This is a genomic window from Microbacterium sp. ET2, assembly GCF_030347395.1.
Classification (GTDB): domain Bacteria; phylum Actinomycetota; class Actinomycetes; order Actinomycetales; family Microbacteriaceae; genus Microbacterium; species Microbacterium albipurpureum.
Genome location: NZ_CP128170.1, coordinates 834,001 through 850,211, shown reverse-complemented (window position 1 = coordinate 850,211; position 16,211 = coordinate 834,001). Strand labels below are relative to the sequence as shown.

General features: G+C 69.7%; 12 protein-coding genes. 7 read left to right on the top strand and 5 right to left on the bottom strand.

Going from position 1 to position 16,211, the window contains the following annotated elements; all coding sequences use genetic code 11:
• Positions 1 to 66: 66 nt before the first annotated feature.
• The gene (gene aceB, locus QSU92_RS04145) at positions 67 to 1,692 is read right to left on the bottom strand and encodes a malate synthase A (protein WP_422880431.1); all 1,626 of its coding nucleotides are present in this window, start codon (positions 1,690 to 1,692) and stop codon (positions 67 to 69) included.
• 81 nt (positions 1,693 to 1,773) lie between these two features.
• Positions 1,774 to 3,087, bottom strand: a complete 1,314-nt coding sequence (aceA, locus tag QSU92_RS04140; RefSeq protein ID WP_289264924.1) for an isocitrate lyase — start codon at positions 3,085 to 3,087, stop codon at positions 1,774 to 1,776.
• Between the two features lie 146 nt (positions 3,088 to 3,233).
• On the opposite strand from aceA, the gene QSU92_RS04135 reads away from it, so the two are divergent.
• The gene (locus tag QSU92_RS04135; RefSeq protein WP_422880413.1) at positions 3,234 to 4,730 is read left to right on the top strand and encodes a helix-turn-helix domain-containing protein; all 1,497 of its coding nucleotides are present in this window, start codon (positions 3,234 to 3,236) and stop codon (positions 4,728 to 4,730) included.
• Between the two features lie 109 nt (positions 4,731 to 4,839).
• Here the strand turns inward: QSU92_RS04135 and QSU92_RS04130 are convergent, their stop codons facing one another.
• Both QSU92_RS04130 and QSU92_RS04125 read right to left on the bottom strand, forming a co-directional pair.
• Positions 4,840 to 5,670 (bottom strand): DUF559 domain-containing protein, encoded by an 831-nt coding sequence (locus QSU92_RS04130; protein WP_289264923.1) that lies wholly within the window; start codon positions 5,668 to 5,670, stop codon positions 4,840 to 4,842.
• Positions 5,671 to 5,908: 238 nt separating this feature from the next.
• On the bottom strand, positions 5,909 to 7,462 hold the full coding sequence (locus QSU92_RS04125) for a PucR family transcriptional regulator (RefSeq protein WP_289264922.1): 1,554 nt from the start codon (positions 7,460 to 7,462) through the stop codon (positions 5,909 to 5,911).
• Positions 7,463 to 7,581: 119 nt separating this feature from the next.
• On the opposite strand from QSU92_RS04125, the gene gabT reads away from it, so the two are divergent.
• From gabT to QSU92_RS04100, 5 genes are all read left to right on the top strand, one after another.
• Positions 7,582 to 8,994, top strand: coding sequence for a 4-aminobutyrate--2-oxoglutarate transaminase (gene gabT, locus QSU92_RS04120; protein WP_289264921.1), 1,413 nt, complete (start codon positions 7,582 to 7,584; stop codon positions 8,992 to 8,994).
• 63 nt (positions 8,995 to 9,057) lie between these two features.
• Positions 9,058 to 10,431: a flavin monoamine oxidase family protein gene (locus QSU92_RS04115; protein ID WP_289264920.1), complete on the top strand. Its 1,374-nt coding sequence runs from the start codon at positions 9,058 to 9,060 to the stop codon at positions 10,429 to 10,431.
• Positions 10,428 to 11,324, top strand: a complete 897-nt coding sequence (locus tag QSU92_RS04110; protein ID WP_289264919.1) for a universal stress protein — start codon at positions 10,428 to 10,430, stop codon at positions 11,322 to 11,324. The genes QSU92_RS04115 and QSU92_RS04110 overlap by 4 nt, the downstream gene beginning before the upstream one ends.
• A complete protein-coding gene (locus QSU92_RS04105; protein WP_289264918.1) occupies positions 11,321 to 12,898 on the top strand; it encodes an APC family permease in 1,578 nt (525 codons plus the stop codon). Before QSU92_RS04110 ends, QSU92_RS04105 begins: the two co-directional genes overlap by 4 nt.
• Before the next feature lie 52 nt (positions 12,899 to 12,950).
• A complete protein-coding gene (locus QSU92_RS04100) occupies positions 12,951 to 14,315 on the top strand; it encodes an NAD-dependent succinate-semialdehyde dehydrogenase (protein ID WP_289264917.1) in 1,365 nt (454 codons plus the stop codon).
• A gap of 58 nt (positions 14,316 to 14,373) precedes the next feature.
• Here QSU92_RS04100 and ald read toward each other — a convergent pair whose 3' ends face one another.
• On the bottom strand, positions 14,374 to 15,492 hold the full coding sequence (gene ald, locus QSU92_RS04095; protein ID WP_289264916.1) for an alanine dehydrogenase: 1,119 nt from the start codon (positions 15,490 to 15,492) through the stop codon (positions 14,374 to 14,376).
• Positions 15,493 to 15,614: 122 nt separating this feature from the next.
• Here ald and QSU92_RS04090 point away from each other — a divergent pair, with 122 nt between their 5' ends.
• Positions 15,615 to 16,109, top strand: coding sequence for an Lrp/AsnC family transcriptional regulator (locus QSU92_RS04090; RefSeq protein WP_289264915.1), 495 nt, complete (start codon positions 15,615 to 15,617; stop codon positions 16,107 to 16,109).
• Positions 16,110 to 16,211: the final 102 nt, after the last annotated feature.

Sequence of the window (16,211 nt, the reverse complement as noted above, 5' to 3'; positions counted from 1 at the left end):
TCGCCCGCCGAGACCGCACGCGTGGGCGCACGTCTCGACGGGCGGATGCGGTCTCGGCGGGCCGGCTCAGGCGAGGTAGCGGACGTAGGCCGGGACGGTGAGGAACGTGGGGAACTCGGGCTGCAGAGCGACCTCGCGGAACAGCTCGGCGGCGTCGTCGAACCGGTCGCCGTCGCTGCGAGCCACTTCACCCAGCACCTGGACGATGAGTCCCTCGACGTAGTCGGCCGTGATGGGTGTGCCGTCGGAGAGCGTGCGGTCCTGGTGGATCCACTGCCAGATCTGCGAGCGGCTGATCTCGGCGGTGGCCGCGTCTTCCATCAGGTTGTCGATGGCGACCGCACCCACACCCCGCAGCCACGCCTCGAGGTAGCGGATGGCCACCGACACGTTGGCGTGCACACCCGCGGCGGTGATCGGCAGTCCGATGTGCACGTCGATCAGCTGCGCCGCGGTCACCGACACGTCGTCGCGCCGGCGGTCGACCTGATTCGGCCGGCCGCCCAGCACCGCGTCGAACTCCGCCCGGGCGATCGGAATGAGGTCGGGGTGGGCCACCCAGGTGCCGTCGAAGCCGTCGGCGGCCTCGCGCTTCTTGTCGGCGGCGACCTTCTCGAACGCCCGCTGGGTCACCTCGGGGTCGCGCCGGTTCGGGATGAAGGCGCTCATCCCCCCGATCGCGAACGCCCCGCGCCTGTGGCACGTCTTCACCAGCAGCTCGGTGTAGGCCCGCATGAACGGCACCGTCATCGTCACGTCGCTACGGTCAGGAAGGACGAATCGCGCGCCGCGCCCGCGGTAGTTCTTGATGATCGAGAAGATGTAGTCCCAGCGCCCGGCGTTCAGCCCCGCGCAGTGGTCGCGCAGCTCGAACAGGATCTCCTCCATCTCGAACGCCGCCGGGAGCGTCTCGATCAGCACCGTGGCGCGGATCGTGCCGTGGGTGATGCCCAGGGCGCGCTCGGTGAAGGTGAAGATGTCATCCCACAGCCGCGCCTCCTCCGCGCTCTCGAGCTTTGCGAGGTAGAAGTACGGTCCGCGGCCCGCGTCGATCAGGGCCTGGGCGTTGTGGAACACGTACAGGCCGTAGTCGACCAGCGATCCCGACGCCGACAGCGTGCGACCCGTGCGATCAGTGAACTCGATGTGCGCTTCGGGCAGATGCCAGCCCCGGGGTCGCATCACGATCGTCGGCGTCTGATCCGCCGTCACCCGATAGCTCTTTCCCTCCGGACTCGTGTACGACAGCCGTCCGCGGATCGCATCGAAGAGCGACAGCTGCCCTTCGATGACGTTCCGCCACGTCGGCGAGGTGGCGTCCTCCTGGTCGGCGAGCCACACCTTCGCGCCGGAGTTCAGCGCGTTGATCGTCATCTTCGGATCGGTCGGACCGGTGATCTCGACGCGACGATCCTCCAGACCCGGGCCGGCACCGGCCACCCGCCACTGCGGATCGTCGCGGATGTGCGCGGTGTCGTGGCGGAAGTGCGGATCGCGACCGTTGCCGATCTCGAACCGGTGGCGCATCCGCTCGGCGAGGCGGTCGTGGCGGCGTCCGCCGAAGCGGTCGTGCAGGGCCGTGACGAAGGTGAGGGCCTCAGGCGTGAGGATCTCGTCGTACCGCGGTGACATCTCCCCGGTGACGCGGATCGTCGGCTGATGGGTGCGGATGGGCCCGGTGGTCGGCCGCATGGTCGGCGGCGGCGTGGTCAGGGGCGGTGGGGCGGTGGTGAGGGTCATGATCGGGTCCTTCGGGTTCGAGAAAGCACGGGGTCAGTGGAACTGCTGAGCCTCGGTGGATCCCACCAGGGCGAGGGTGGCGCTGTCGGGGTTGAGCGCCGTGGATACGCGGTCGAAGTAGCCGGTTCCGGCCTCCCGCTGGTGACGGGTGGCGGTGTACCCGGCCGCCTCGGCGGCGAACTCGGCCTCCTGCAGCTCGACGTAGGCGCTCATCGCCCGGTCGGCGTAGCCGCGGGCGAGATCGAACATCGAGTAGTTCAGGGCGTGGAAACCGGCGAGGGTGATGAACTGGAACTTGTAGCCGAGCTCGGCCAGCTCCTGCTGGAAGGTCGCGATCTGCCGATCGTCGAGGTGCCGCTTCCAGTTGAAGCTCGGCGAGCAGTTGTACGCCAGGAGCTTTCCGGGGAACTTCGCGTGCACGGCCGCGGCGAACTCGCGGGCGAGCTCGATGTCGGGTTCCCCGGTTTCGACCCACAGCAGGTCGGCGTAGGGCGCGAACGCGAGACCGCGGGCGATCACCGAGTCCAGGCCCGGGCGCACCCGGTAGAACCCTTCGGCGGTGCGCTCGCCGGTGAGGAAGGGGCGGTCGCGCTCGTCGACGTCGCTGGTGAGCAGGTCGGCGGCCAGGGCGTCGGTGCGCGCGATCATGACGGTCGGCACGCCCGCGACATCCGCCGCCAGCCTCGCCGCGTTCAGCGTCCGGATGTGCTGCTGAATCGGCACGAGGACCTTGCCGCCGAGGTGGCCGCACTTCTTCTCGCTGGCCAGCTGGTCTTCCCAATGGATGCCGGCGGCACCCGACTGGATCAGCGACTGAGCCAGTTCGTACGCGTTCAGCGGTCCGCCGAAGCCGGCCTCGGCGTCGGCCACGATCGGCGCCAGCCAATCCCGGGTCGGTGTGCCCTCGGCGTGCTCGATCTGGTCCTGGCGGAGGAGGGCGTTGTTGATCCGTCGGACCACGGCGGGCACGGAGTTGGCGGGGTACAGGCTCTGGTCGGGGTAGGTCTGTCCGGCGAGGTTGCCGTCGGCGGCCACCTGCCAGCCCGAGAGGTAGATGGCCTTCAGGCCCGCACGCACCTGCTGCACGGCCTGACCCCCGGTGTAGGCGCCCAGGGCCCGGATGTACTCCTCGGTGTGAAGCAGGTTCCACAGGCTCTCTGCGCCCCGGCGGGCCAGGGTGCTCTCCTCGCGGACCGAGCCGCGAAGAGCGATCACGTCGTCGGCGGTGTAGGTGCGCTGGACACCGTCCCATCGGGGATCGGTCTCCCAGACCTCCTGCAGCTCCGCGGCGGTCTGCGTCTGGTCTCCGGCGCGAAGCGGCGGGCGGCTGGCGGCGGTGGCGGTCATGGTGCTCTCCTTCATCGGATGTCTCGTGCCGACCGGATCGGGACGAGGAGGACGTGAACTCACTCTCCGTGAAGTTCCGCCGCGGAGAAGACAATCTGCGGTGTGAAGTTTCGACGAAATTCTGCTGCTGTGACAGAATGCCGGTCATGACGCTCGCAGCCGACCGTGAAGAAGCACTCGAGCCCGACTCGGGCGCCGACGATGACGTGCTCGATCCGCTGATGATCGGCCGTCGCATCCGGGCCGTGCGCACGCAGCGCGGGATGACGCTGGAATCCCTCGCCGACGCCGTCGGCCGGGCACCGAGCCAGCTCTCGATGATCGAGAACGGCCGCCGCGAGGCACGGTTGTCGCTGCTGCAGGCGATCGCGAAGGCGCTCGGCACGACGCTCGACGCTCTGCTCGCGGGCGATCCGCTCGACGAGCGGGCGACGCTCGAGGTGTCCCTCGAGCGCGCCATGCGGGGGCAGACCTTCCAGGCGCTCGGCATTCCCCCGTTCCGCGTCGGCAAGACGATTCCGACGGAGGTGCTCTCAGCCCTGCTCTCCCTCCAGGGCGAGATCGAACGGCTCCGCGACGAGCGCTCGGCCACGCCTGAAGAGGCGCGGCGGGCCAACGTGGCGCTCCGGCGCCTGATGCGCACGCAGGACAACTACTTCCCCGAGCTCGAGGCCGAGGCCCGGCGGGTGCTCGAAGCGGTGGATCACCCCGGCGGGCCGCTGACCCAGCGCGCGGCCTCCGATATCGCGGCGCACCTCGGCTTCACGCTGCACTACGTCGCGGATCTGCCGCAGACGACGCGGAGCGTCGCCGACATGAAGAACGGCCGGCTCTACCTCTCCAGTCGCGTGCCCGCCAAGGGCGACCCGCGCACCGCGGTGCTGCAGGCGCTGTCGAGCCGCATCCTGGGTCATCAGGAGCCCACGAGCTACGCCGAGTTCCTCCGCCAGCGCGTGGAGACGAACTATCTCACCGGGGCGCTGCTCGTTCCCGAGGCGCACGTGGTGCCGTACCTGCAGGAGGCGAAGAAGGATCGCGCGATCTCGATCGAAGATCTCCGCGACGCCTACTCGGTGACCTACGAGACCGCCGCGCACCGCTTCACCAACCTCGCGACGGTGCATCTGGGCATCCCGGTGCACTTCCTGAAGGTGCATGAGTCGGGAACGATCACGAAGGCCTACGAGAACGACGACGTCAATTTCCCCACCGATCGACTCGGTTCGATCGAGGGACAGATGTGCTGCCGGCGGTGGACCTCGCGGGTCGTGTTCGACATCGCCGACAAGTTCAACCCGTACTACCAGTACACCGACACCGGCAACGGCACCTACTGGTGCACCGCGCGGGTGGAGCCCTCCAGCGAGGGCGCGCACTCGGTGTCGGTGGGGGTCCGCTTCGACGACACCAAGTGGTTCCACGGTCGCGACACCCCGAACCGGGGTGTTTCCCGGCATTCGGTTGAGGTCTGCTGCCGTCGTGCGCCGGCGGAGCTGGAGTCGGCGTGGCGCGAGCACTCGTGGCCGAATGTCCGGACCCCACGCACCCTGCTGGCGACGCTTCCGACCGGCTCGTTCCCCGGGGTGGACACGACGGAGGTCTACGAGTTCCTGCAGGCGCACGCCCCGGCATCCGGCTCCTGACCCGTCCTCCCGGCGGACGCAACGGCGGGCCGGAGGGATGACGCGCCGATCGCCCGCGCTGCGGCGTCGGCGAGTTGCGCCGCATCCCCGCCGTTACGCATGGGTGCGGTCATCCGCCCGCGAGGTGACGGCCCGATACGACATGCGCGAGGATCGCCCGCTCGACGACGTCCCAGTCGTGCACCACCATGGCGTAATCGAATCGCAGTGTGATGTAGCCCCACATCGCCGCGTTCGCATCGCGCACCCGAGCCTTGTGCCGACTCGCCGGGTCGTCGTGCCCCGCCCGTCCGTCGACTTCGATGATGAGCCGGTCGCCGATCAGGAAGTCCACGCGTCCGACCGAGACGATCGTCACCTGAGCCCGGATGCGCAGGCCGAGGTCGCGCAACCGCCACCGCACGAGCGACTCGAGTCCGCTGTCGGCTTCGCCCCGCGCAAGAGCGATCGCCTCACGCGCCTTCCCGGGACACACCGCGCGAAGCCACGCGACCCCCTCCCGCGAGATGCGTCTCAGGTGAAGGGCAGATTCGAGCGCCACGAAGAACCCTTCGATGCCGCAGCATCTCAGAATCTGGCGAAGGATGCGGGGGACCGAGGGCAGGCCGAAGGAATCCGATGCCGTGCTGTCGTCCCAATGCTCAACGCACCGACATGCGTCGTGACGGTAAGAGTGACCGTGACCGCGTAGCCACACGTGCGCGGCGTCGCCGTCGTCCAGCACCCAGAGCCCGAGATGGCGGGCGGCGGTCACGCAGGCCATCCGGCCTCCGTGAGATGCGGCGCTCCGCGCGTCGGGGCAAGCGCCGGGCCGGGCGTAGACGCCGCGGCGCAGCCGCGCGAGCACGCCGTGCTCGAGGCAGCGGTCGACGTCTCGCCGGGTGAGTCCTCCGCGCCGGAGCGCGGCCGCGGAAACCACGGCATCCTTCTCGGTGCACATGACGACATGGTGTTCGGCGGGCACCGACCGTAGAGCCCCCGGGGCCCGTTGTGTGGACGAGTTTGCAGCGATCCCGGCTGGGGAGGAGAGGATGCCGGGTGCCCGACGACGCTTGGCGTTACATAACGGCGGGGTGGGGAAGCAACACGCTGGCGATGTTCGCCTGGCTCCGGCGTGTCTTCGGCCGGGCCCCGCCGTTGCGCACGGGGACGCGGGAAGGCGGGGAGAGGACGCGCGGTCAGGAGGATGCCGCGAACGCGGCCCAGAGCTCCGCGCGCACCGCGAACGACGACAGGTCGCGCCCGAGCACCCGCTCGGCGAGGCCCAGCCGGGTGCGCACCGTGTGGCGGTGCACCCCGAGGGCGAGCGCGCACGCCTCGTGCGAGCAGTCCTGCTCGAGCCAGGTCCGCAGTGTCGTGACGAGCGCGGTGCCGTGTTCGGCGTCGTGGGTCGCCAGCGGCGCCAGCTCGGCGGCGGCGACCGCGCGGGCCTCGCCCGAGAGCGAGGTGAGTGCGGCGAGCACGCCCGAACGGGCCACCTCGGCGAAGTGGGCGACGGGTCCGCCGCCGCGCTCGGCGGCGCGGTCCCGCGCGATGCGCGCCTGTTCGACCGCGGCCGCGAATCCGTCGTAGCCTGCACCGTCCGAGACGCCGATCCGCGCGTCGAACCTGTCGACGAGCTCGTCGAGCACGTCGGGCGCCGCAGCCGGGACGACCACCGCGAGTCCGTCGCCGCTTCGCCCGAAGAACACCGCCCCGCGTCGCTCCTCGGCGCGCAGCTCGAGGAATTCGGCGACGCTGTCGATGCGCGCGGTCGCGGCATCCGTCATGGCCACCACCACCGGCGCGGCCGGCAGCGCTCCCCACAGGTCGCGGGAGATCCGTCGCGCGAGAGCGGGGTCGCCCGACAGCAGCGACTGCACGAGCCCGGCTCGAAGGGAGCCGCGGGCTCGGGCGAGCCCCTGCTGCTGTTCGAGGGCGAGGCCTGCCATCGCGATCACCGCGGTCACGACCCCGCGGCCCTCCTGATCGAGGTCGCCCGCGGCGATGGCGATGACGCCGCGCAGGTGACCGCCCCGGCCGAGGGTCTGCAGGGTGAAGGGCAGACCTCCCAGGCGCATCGACGAACCGGCACGGGCGCCGCGACGCAGCACCGCGCCGATCTCGCCGTGCAGCGCCCCCGCGGTCGGCTCGTCCAGCCCCCCGGCCGGGTGCTCGCGTGAGAGCTCGCCCGCGGCGTCGAAGAGTCCGACCCAGGTGCCCAGCTGCTTGGCCAGCTCCGCCACCGTCGCTCCGAGCCCGTCGGGGCGCAGGGCCGCCATCGAGATGGCGCGCTGCGCCGCGAGCGCCCACGACCGGCGGGCGTACCCGACCGCGGCGATCGCCTCGGCGTTGGCGCGGGCGACCGCGATGAAGGGCGTGCGGTAGGGCACCTCGAACAGCGGCATGCGGTGGTGTCCGCATGCCTCGACGAGGGTCGGCGGGATGCCGTCGCGCACGACCTCGGTGCCGAAGCCGACTCCCACGACGCCTCGCTCGGACAGGCGCCGCACGTAGGCGTCGACGACGGAAGCCTCGTCCGCGGACGGGAGGAACTGCGTGCCGGTGGTCAGCAGCACGAGGCCTTCCGAGAGGAACGGCGTCGGATCGAGCAGGTCGGTGCTGTGGACCCACCGCACGGGGCGCGACAGGGCGTCGTCAGGAGCGGTGTCCTCCGCCCGCAGGTGGAGGTCGGCGCGAGCGAGGAGGGAGCGGAGGGTGGGGGGTGCAGCTGCTTCGGCCGACGTCGTCATCGTGTCTCCTCGCGGGGGAGCGGCCCGCGCCGCGCCACTGTACGGATGGTACAGCTCCGGCCGCAGAATGTACGCGGCGGCCGGTGCGCCGGCGGCATCTCGAACCCTACGCTCCCGGCATGACCGCTGCCACCCTCACCGCGCCCCCGCTCGGCGGACCGACCCTTCCGCAGGAGCGCAGACTCGTCACCTCCATCCCGGGGCCTCGTTCGCAGGAGCTCCTCGCCCGGAAGGCCGCAGCCGTCAGCGCCGGTGTCGGACACACCGTCCCGGTCGAAGCCGTCGCCGCCGGCGGCGGGGTTGTCGTCGACGCCGACGGCAACTCCTTCATCGACCTCGGGTCGGGTATCGCCGTCACCACGGTCGGCAACGCCCACCCCCGCATCGTCGAGGCCGTGCAGGCGCAGGTCGCGCAATTCACCCACACCTGCTTCATGATCTCGCCGTACGAGTCGTACGTCGCCGTCGCCGAAGCGCTGAACCGCGTCACCCCCGGCAACCACGCCAAGAAGAGCGCGCTGTTCAACTCCGGTGCCGAGGCGGTGGAGAACGCCGTCAAGATCGCCCGCAAGTACACCGGCAAGCCGGCCGTCGTCGCCTTCGACCACGGCTACCACGGGCGCACGAATCTCACGATGGCGCTCACCGCCAAGGCGATGCCGTACAAGAGCGGGTTCGGGCCGTTCGCCTCGGAGATCTACCGGGCACCGCTGTCGTACCCGTTCCGGGACGGACTGAGCGGGGCGGATGCCGCGGCGCGGGCCATCTCGGTCATCGAGAAGCAGGTGGGGGCCGACAACCTCGCCGCCGTCATCATCGAGCCGATCCAGGGCGAGGGCGGGTTCATCGTCCCCGCCGACGGCTTCCTTCCGGCACTGGTGGACTGGAGCCGTGCCAACGGCGTGGTCTTCATCGCCGACGAGGTGCAGACCGGTTTCGCCCGCACCGGCGCGATGTTCGCCAGCGACGTCTTCGGCATCGTGCCCGACCTCATCACCACAGCCAAGGGGATGGCGGGCGGCCTGCCCCTGGCCGCGGTGACCGGCCGCGCCGAGATCATGGACGCCTCGCACCTCGGCGGACTGGGCGGCACGTACGGCGGCAACCCCATCGCCTGCGCGGCGGCCCTCGCCGCGATCGAAGCGTTCGAGACAGAGGGCCTCATCGAGCGGGCGCGCGAGATCGGCGGCATCCTCACCGAGCGCCTCCGGGCGATGCAGGCGGCGGACCCGCGGCTGGGCGAGGTGCGCGGCCGCGGCGCGATGGTGGCGGTCGAATTCGTGCATCCGGCGACCGGCGCGCCGGATCCAGCCCTCACCGCCGCGGTGGCGAAGGCGTGCATCGCCGAGGGCGTGATCGTGCTCACCTGCGGCACGTTCGGCAACGTCATCCGGTTTCTTCCTCCGCTGGCGATCGGCGACGAGCTGTTGACCGAGGGCCTCGACGTGCTCGCCCGCGTGCTCGACGAATCGCGCACCGACAGCGAGCCGGCGCTCGCCGGCGACGACGCCCCCGCACCCACGGCAGACTGACCCCCGACAGACCCGGTGCCGCGGCGCCGGGTGGCCTGCTCGAACCCGATGCGAAGGAGCACCATGACAGACCCCACCACCGACGTGCTGACGCGAGACGTCGTCGTCATCGGCGCGGGAGCGGCAGGCCTGGCGGCCGCGAACGAGCTGCGCAAAGCAGGCCTCTCGGTCGCCGTCCTCGAGGCGCGCGACCGGGTCGGCGGGCGCCTGCACACGGATGTCATCGACGGCGCGATGCTCGAAGTGGGCGGCCAGTGGGTCTCGCCCGACCAGGAAGCCCTGATCGAGACGCTCGAGGACCTGGGGCTGGAGACCTACTCCCGCTACCGCGAGGGCGACTCGGTGTACATCAACGCCGACGGCGAGCTCACCCGGTTCACCGGCGAGATCTTCCCTGTGCCCGCGGCGACGGAGAAGGTGATGGTCGACCTCATCGAGCGGCTCGACCGGATGGTCGCAGAGATCGATCCCGACCGTCCGTGGGAGCATCCCGACGCAGAGAAGCTCGACCGCACCTCTTTCGAGACATGGCTGGCGGAGCAGACCGACGACGTCGAGGCCCGGGACAACATCGCGCTGTTCATCGCGGGGGCGATGCTCACCAAGCCCCCTCACGCCTTCTCCACCCTCCAGGCGCTGCTGATGGCGGCCTCGGCCGGGAGCTTCTCGCACCTGGTCGACGCCGACTTCATCCTCGACAAGCGCGTCGTCGGCGGTCTGCAGCAGGTGCCGCTCCTGCTCGCCGAGCGCCTCGGGGGCGACGTCTTCCTCGACCAGCCGGTGCGCCGCATCGACTGGACCGACGGCGGCGTGACCGTGGAGGCCGACCGCATGACGGTGCGCGCCCGCTTCGTCATCCTGGCCCTCGCCCCGGTGCTCTACCCGCGCATCTCGTTCTCGCCTCCGCTGCCGAGGCTTCAGCATCAGATGCACCAGCACATCTCGATGGGACTCGTCATCAAGGTCCACGCGGTCTACGAGCGGCCCTTCTGGCGTGACAACGGGTTGTCGGGGACGGCATTCAGCCCCTACGAGCTCTCGCACGAGGCGTACGACAACACCAACCACGGTGACGAGCGCGGCACTCTCGTCGGGTTCGTCTCCGACCGTCATGCCGATGACGTGTTCCGCCTGTCGCCCCAGGAGCGCAAGGAGCGCATCCTCGAGTCGCTCTCGCACTACTACGGGCCCGAGGCGAAGAATCCGGTGGTCTACTACGAGAGCGACTGGGGCGCCGAGGAGTGGACGCGCGGTGCCTACGCCGCGAGCTTCGACCTCGGCGGTCTGACCCGATACGGCGCGGATCAGCGCGAACCGGTCGGTCCGATCCACTTCGCCTGCAGCGACATGGCAGGGCTCGGCTATCAGCACGTCGACGGTGCCATCCGCATGGGCCGCCTCGTCGCCGAGAACATCGTCGAGGCGGCGCGCGCATGAGTGGCCGCATCGTGGTCGGCTACACCGCCACGGATGCCGGAGCCGACGCCGTCGCGCTGGGCGCGCGCCTCGCGAAGGCGACCGGTGCGCAGCTCGACCTCGTCGTCGTGCTGCCCGGCGACGATCGCAGCGTCATCACGCCGCCGAATGCCAGCTACGACCGATACCTGCGCGAGCAGGCCACGATGTGGCTGGAGGGTGCGGCCGCCGGCATCCCCGCGGGCGTCTCCCACGTCGGTCACGTCCGCTACAGCGACTCGTTCGCCGAGGGCCTCGTCGCCGCCGCCGACGAGTTCGAGGCGTCGCACGTCGTGGTCGGCGCGGCCAACGGTGGGCTGCGCGGTCGGCATCGCCTCGGCACGGTCGCCACCGAGCTGCTGCACTCCTCCGACGTTCCGGTCGTGCTGGCTCCCGAAGGGTCGCGTCGCCAGGACCCCGCTCTCGGCGTCACCCGCATCACGGCCGCGATCGGCACGCGCCCGGGTGCCGACGCGCTCATGGAGGAGAGCATCGCGCTCGCCATCGCGACCGGAGCGGAGCTGCGGCTGCTGTCCCTCGTCTCGGTCGACCTGCCCGCGAGCGTCGACACCGGTGTCATCCGCCTGGCGGGCGCCGCCCACGCCGACGATGTGCTCCGCACGGCGCTGGGGTCTCTTCCCGAGGGCATCACGGCCGACGTGGTCGTCGCGCGCGGAGAGAGCATCGAGGACGCCGTCTCGCACCTCGGCTGGGAGCCCGGGGAGCTCGCGATCGTCGGATCGAGTCGCCTCGCGCAGCCCCGGCGGCTGTTCCTCGGCTCGACCGCGGCGAAGATGCTGCACGAGCTTCCCGTCCCGATGGTCGTCGTGCCCCGAACACGCGTCCACGAAAGCATGAATGGAGAGCGGCGATGAGCGCTGCACACAGCGGGCCGCGCAGCGGCGGCCCGACGACCGCCACCCCACCCGCCTCCGAGGCACTGACCGGCGGACTGTCGAAGAAGGGCCTGAGTGCGGGGACGGTCGGCCTCATCGGCGCCGTGGTCATCGGCATCTCCTGCATCGCACCGGCCTACACGCTCACCGCGGCGCTCGGCCCGACGGTGTCGGAGGTCGGCTTCCAGGTGCCCGCGATCATCCTGCTCGGATTCATCCCGATGCTGCTGGTCGCATTCGGCTACCGTGAGCTCAACCGCACGATGCCCGACTCGGGCACATCGTTCACCTGGGCTGTCCGCGCCTTCGGGCCGTGGGTGGGCTGGATGGCGGGCTGGGGCCTGGTCGCTGCGACGATCCTGGTGCTGTCGAATCTCGCCGGCATCGCCGTGGAGTTCCTTTTCCTGCTGATCGATCAGATCGCGGGGAGCCCCGGGACGATCGCCGAACTCGCCTTCAACCCCTTCATCAACGTCGCGGTCTGCCTGCTGTTCATGCTGGGCGCGACCGTCATCTCCTACCGGGACATGCAGACGACCCAGAAGCTGCAGTACGTGCTGGTGAGCTTCCAGGTGCTGGTTCTGCTCGTCTTCTCGATCGCCGCCTTCGTGCACGTCGCGAACGGCACCGCATTCGACGCGAGCCCCATCGAGCTCTCCTGGTTCGATCCGCTGGTCGTCACACCGGCGATCGCGATCGTGGCCGGCCTGTCGCTGTCGATCTTCATCTTCTGGGGGTGGGATGTCACCCTCACGATGAACGAGGAGACCCGCAACCCCGAGAAGACCCCCGGACGCGCAGCGACCGTCACCGTGGTGACGATCGTCACGCTCTACCTCCTCATCTCGATCGCGCTGCTCGCCTTCGCGGGAACGGGCGAGGAGGGGTTGGGTCTGGGCAACCCCGACATCCAGGCGAACGTGTTCTTCTACCTCTCCGGGCCGATCCTGGGGCCGCTGGCGTTCCTCGTCTCGCTCGCCGTGCTCACCAGCTCGGCGTCGTCGCTGCAGTCGACCTTCGTCGGCCCCGCCCGCACGCTCCTCGCGATGGGGCACTACGGCGCGCTCCCCGCGAAGTTCGCCCGCGTCTCGCCGCGGTTCTTCACACCCGGCTACGCCACCATCGTCTCGGCCGTCGTGGCTTCGGTGTTCTACACGGTGATGCGCTTCATCAATGAGAATGTGCTGTGGGACACCATCACGACCCTCGGCATGATGATCTGCTTCTACTACGGCATCACGGCGTTCGCGTGCGTGTGGTACTTCCGCCGGCAGTGGTTCGACTCGGTGCGCAGCTTCGTCTTCACGCTGCTGTTCCCCCTGGTCGGCGGTGTGATCCTGGCAGCGTTGTTCGTCATCACCCTGGTGGAGAGCCTGGACCCGGACTACGGCAGTGGGACCGAATGGTTCGGGGTCGGAAGCGTGTTCGTGCTCGGCGTGGTCATCATCGGTCTCGGTATCGTCATCATGATCTGGCAGTCGATCAGGCGCCCGGCGTTCTTCCGGGGTGAGACGCTCAGCCTCGACGCACCGGAGAGCCTCCGCCGTCGCTGACCATCAGACGGCGATGCCCGATACGACTGAACGACAAGAAAGGCACGAACCGATGAGTGACTATGCCGTCATCAACCCCGCGACGGGGGAGACCTTCGCCACCTATCCGACGATCAGCGACGACGAACTGGCCGCGGCGATCGATCGGGCCGACATCGCCTATCGCTCCTGGCGCCACCTGCCGGTCTCGGAGCGCGCCGCCCTGCTCCGCCGGGTCGCCGACCTGCACCGGGAGCGTCGCGACGAACTGGCGGCCATCATCGTGCGCGAGATGGGCAAGCCGCTCGTCGCGGCGCTCGGCGAGGTCGACTTCGCCGCCGACATCACCGAGTACTACGCGAACGTCGCCGAGCGGGTCACCGCCGACCAGCCGCTGGAGATCGAGGGGGAGGGCACCGCCGTCATCCGCAGGACACCGCTCGGTGTGCTGCTGGGAATCATGCCGTGGAACTTCCCGTACTACCAGGTCGCGCGCTTCGCGGCGCCGAACCTGATCCTCGGCAACACCATCCTGCTCAAGCACGCGCCGCAGTGTCCCGAGTCCGCAGCCGCCCTCGAGGCGATGTACCGCGACGCGGGACTCCCCGTCGGCGCCTACACGAACATCTACGCCACGAACGATCAGGCCGCGGCAGTCATCGCCGATCCGCGCGTCCAGGGCGTGTCGGTCACGGGGTCGGAACGGGCCGGCGCGGCGGTCGCCGAGGTCGCCGGGCGCCACCTGAAGAAGGTCGCGCTCGAGCTCGGGGGTTCAGACCCCTTCATCCTCCTGTCCACGGATGATCTCGACGCCACCGTGCAGGCAGCGGTCGACGCGCGACTGGACAACAACGGGCAGTCCTGCAACGCGGCCAAGCGCTTCATCGTCGTCGACGAGCTGTACGAGCCCTTCCTCGAGAAGTTCTCCGCGGCGATGGGTGCGGCCAAGGTCGGCGATCCGCTGGCCGAGGACACCGTCCTCGGCCCGCTCTCGTCCGAAACGGCGGCCGAGAGATTGCAGAAGCAGATCGACGACGCCGTCTCGCAGGGGGCCCGACTGGTGACGGGAGGGGCGCGGGATGGGGCGTTCTTCCCGGGCACAGTGCTCACCGACGTCACCCCCGAGATGGATGTGTACGGCGAAGAGCTCTTCGGCCCGGCGGGGGTCGTCTACCGGGTGAAGGACGAGGCGGAGGCGATCCGCATCGCCAACGACACCGGGTTCGGACTGGGCTCGTATGTCTTCACCACTGATCCCGACCAGGCCCAGCGGGTGGCCGACGAGATCGACGCCGGCATGGTCTACGTCAACGTGGTGCTCGCCGATTCGCCGGAGCTTCCCTTCGGCGGGGTGAAGCGCTCGGGCACCGGGCGCGAGCTCGGTCTCATCGGCGCCGACGAGTTCGTCAACAAGAAGCTGATCCGGGTAGCCGGCTGAGCGTCACGGGGTGGGTACGGCGCTCTGCCGCACCCACCCCGTGGTCGGTCCCTGCCGATCAGGCCGCGAGCACAACGTCGGCGCTTGCCACATCCAGCTTCAGTGCCGCACCGACATCGGCGTTGGTGAGCAGCCCGTTGTGGGTGCTGAGGCCGGCCTTCAGCGCCGGATCGGCGCGGAGGGCATCCTGCCATCCGCGGTCGGCCAGGCGCAGCACGTAGGGCGCGGTGGCGTTGGTCAGGGCCCGCGTGGCGGTCTCGGGAACGGCGCCGGGCATGTTCGCGACGCAGTAGTACAGGCTCCCGTGCACCGCGAAGGTCGGCTCGTCGTGGGTGGTGGGTCGCGAGCCCTCGAAGCAGCCGCCCTGGTCGATCGCGATGTCCACGAGCACAGATCCAGGCTTCATCGCCGCCACCATCTCGTCGGTGACGAGCTTCGGCGCGGCAGCCCCCGGGATCAGCACCGATCCGATGACGAGATCGGCGTCGACGAGCTGATCGGCGATCTCGAGAGGCGACGAGTGCCGGGTCTGGATGAGACCGCCGAACTCCGACTCCAGAGCCCGCAGGCGGGGGAGCGAGATGTCGATCACCGTGACGTCCGCGCCGAAGCCCACGGCGTTGCGGGCGGCGTTCTCACCGGCGACTCCGCCGCCGATGACCACGACCTTGCCTTTGCGGGTGCCGGCGATACCGCCCAGGAGCGTGCCGCGTCCCCCGGCCGGGCGCATCAGATGGGTGGCACCGACCTGGATCGAGAGGCGCCCGGCGACCTCGCTCATGGGGGTGAGCAGGGGGAGCGAGCGATCGGGCAGCTGAACAGTCTCGTAGGCGATGGAGGTGACCCCGCTCGAGAGCAGGGCTTCGGTGCACGCGCGCGAGGCCGCGAGGTGAAGGAAGGTGAAGAGCACCTGTCCCCGTCGCATCCGGCCGTATTCCGCGGCGATCGGCTCCTTGACTTTGAGGATCAGGTCGCCCTGCTCCCACACGTCGTCCGCGGTCGCGGCGAGCCTGGCCCCTGCGGCGACGAAGTCGGCGTCGGAGATGCGAGAGCCCTCACCGGCGCCCGCCTGGATGACGACCTCATGGCCGCGGCGACGCAGCTGGTCCACGATCGCCGGCGTCGCTGCCACGCGGTCTTCGTTGTTCTTGATCTCCGCTGGGATACCGACTCGCATCACCGCTCCTTTCGCAGTTGATGAATAGTGTTGGAGAAAAGTCGTCAAAACGGCAGGCCATCCGATGAACATTCGGCATTCTCCGCCGATTGACGGGCCCGTGTCGAAGAAGGAGGTCTCGGATGGCACCTGAGCCGAACGATCCACAACCTGTTCCGTTGGACGAGCTCGATCGTCGGATCCTCGAGGCGGTGACGGCGGACGGCAGGATCACCAATGCCGCGCTAGCGGAGCGAGTCGGCGTCGCCCCGTCGACTGCCCATACGCGCCTGCGCGGGCTCATCGACCGCGGCGTCATCTCGTCGTTCACGGCCAGCGTCGCACAGGCCAGGCTCGGCGTGGCGCTGCAGGCCCTCGTCGGGGTGACGCTCCGCCCCGGCGCACGTCAGGCGAGTATCACCGATTTCGCCGAACACACCCGCTCGCTCGCCGAGGTCGTGCAGGTGTTCTTCCTCGGCGGCGCCGACGACTTCATCGTTCACGTGGCCGTGACCGACTCCTCGGCATTGCGTCGCTTCGTCGTGGAGCAGATCTCCGGTCATGACCGCGTGGCCTCGACCCGGACGAACATCATCTTCGATTACCACCGCAACGCCGTCGTCGATTCGTTCCGCTGATCGGTCCGGGTTGTGCGCCCAGCGAATGTGTTGACTTCGATGAACGCATAGTGAACACTCGTGCGTACAACGAACACACTTGACCTCGTCCGACCTGCAAGG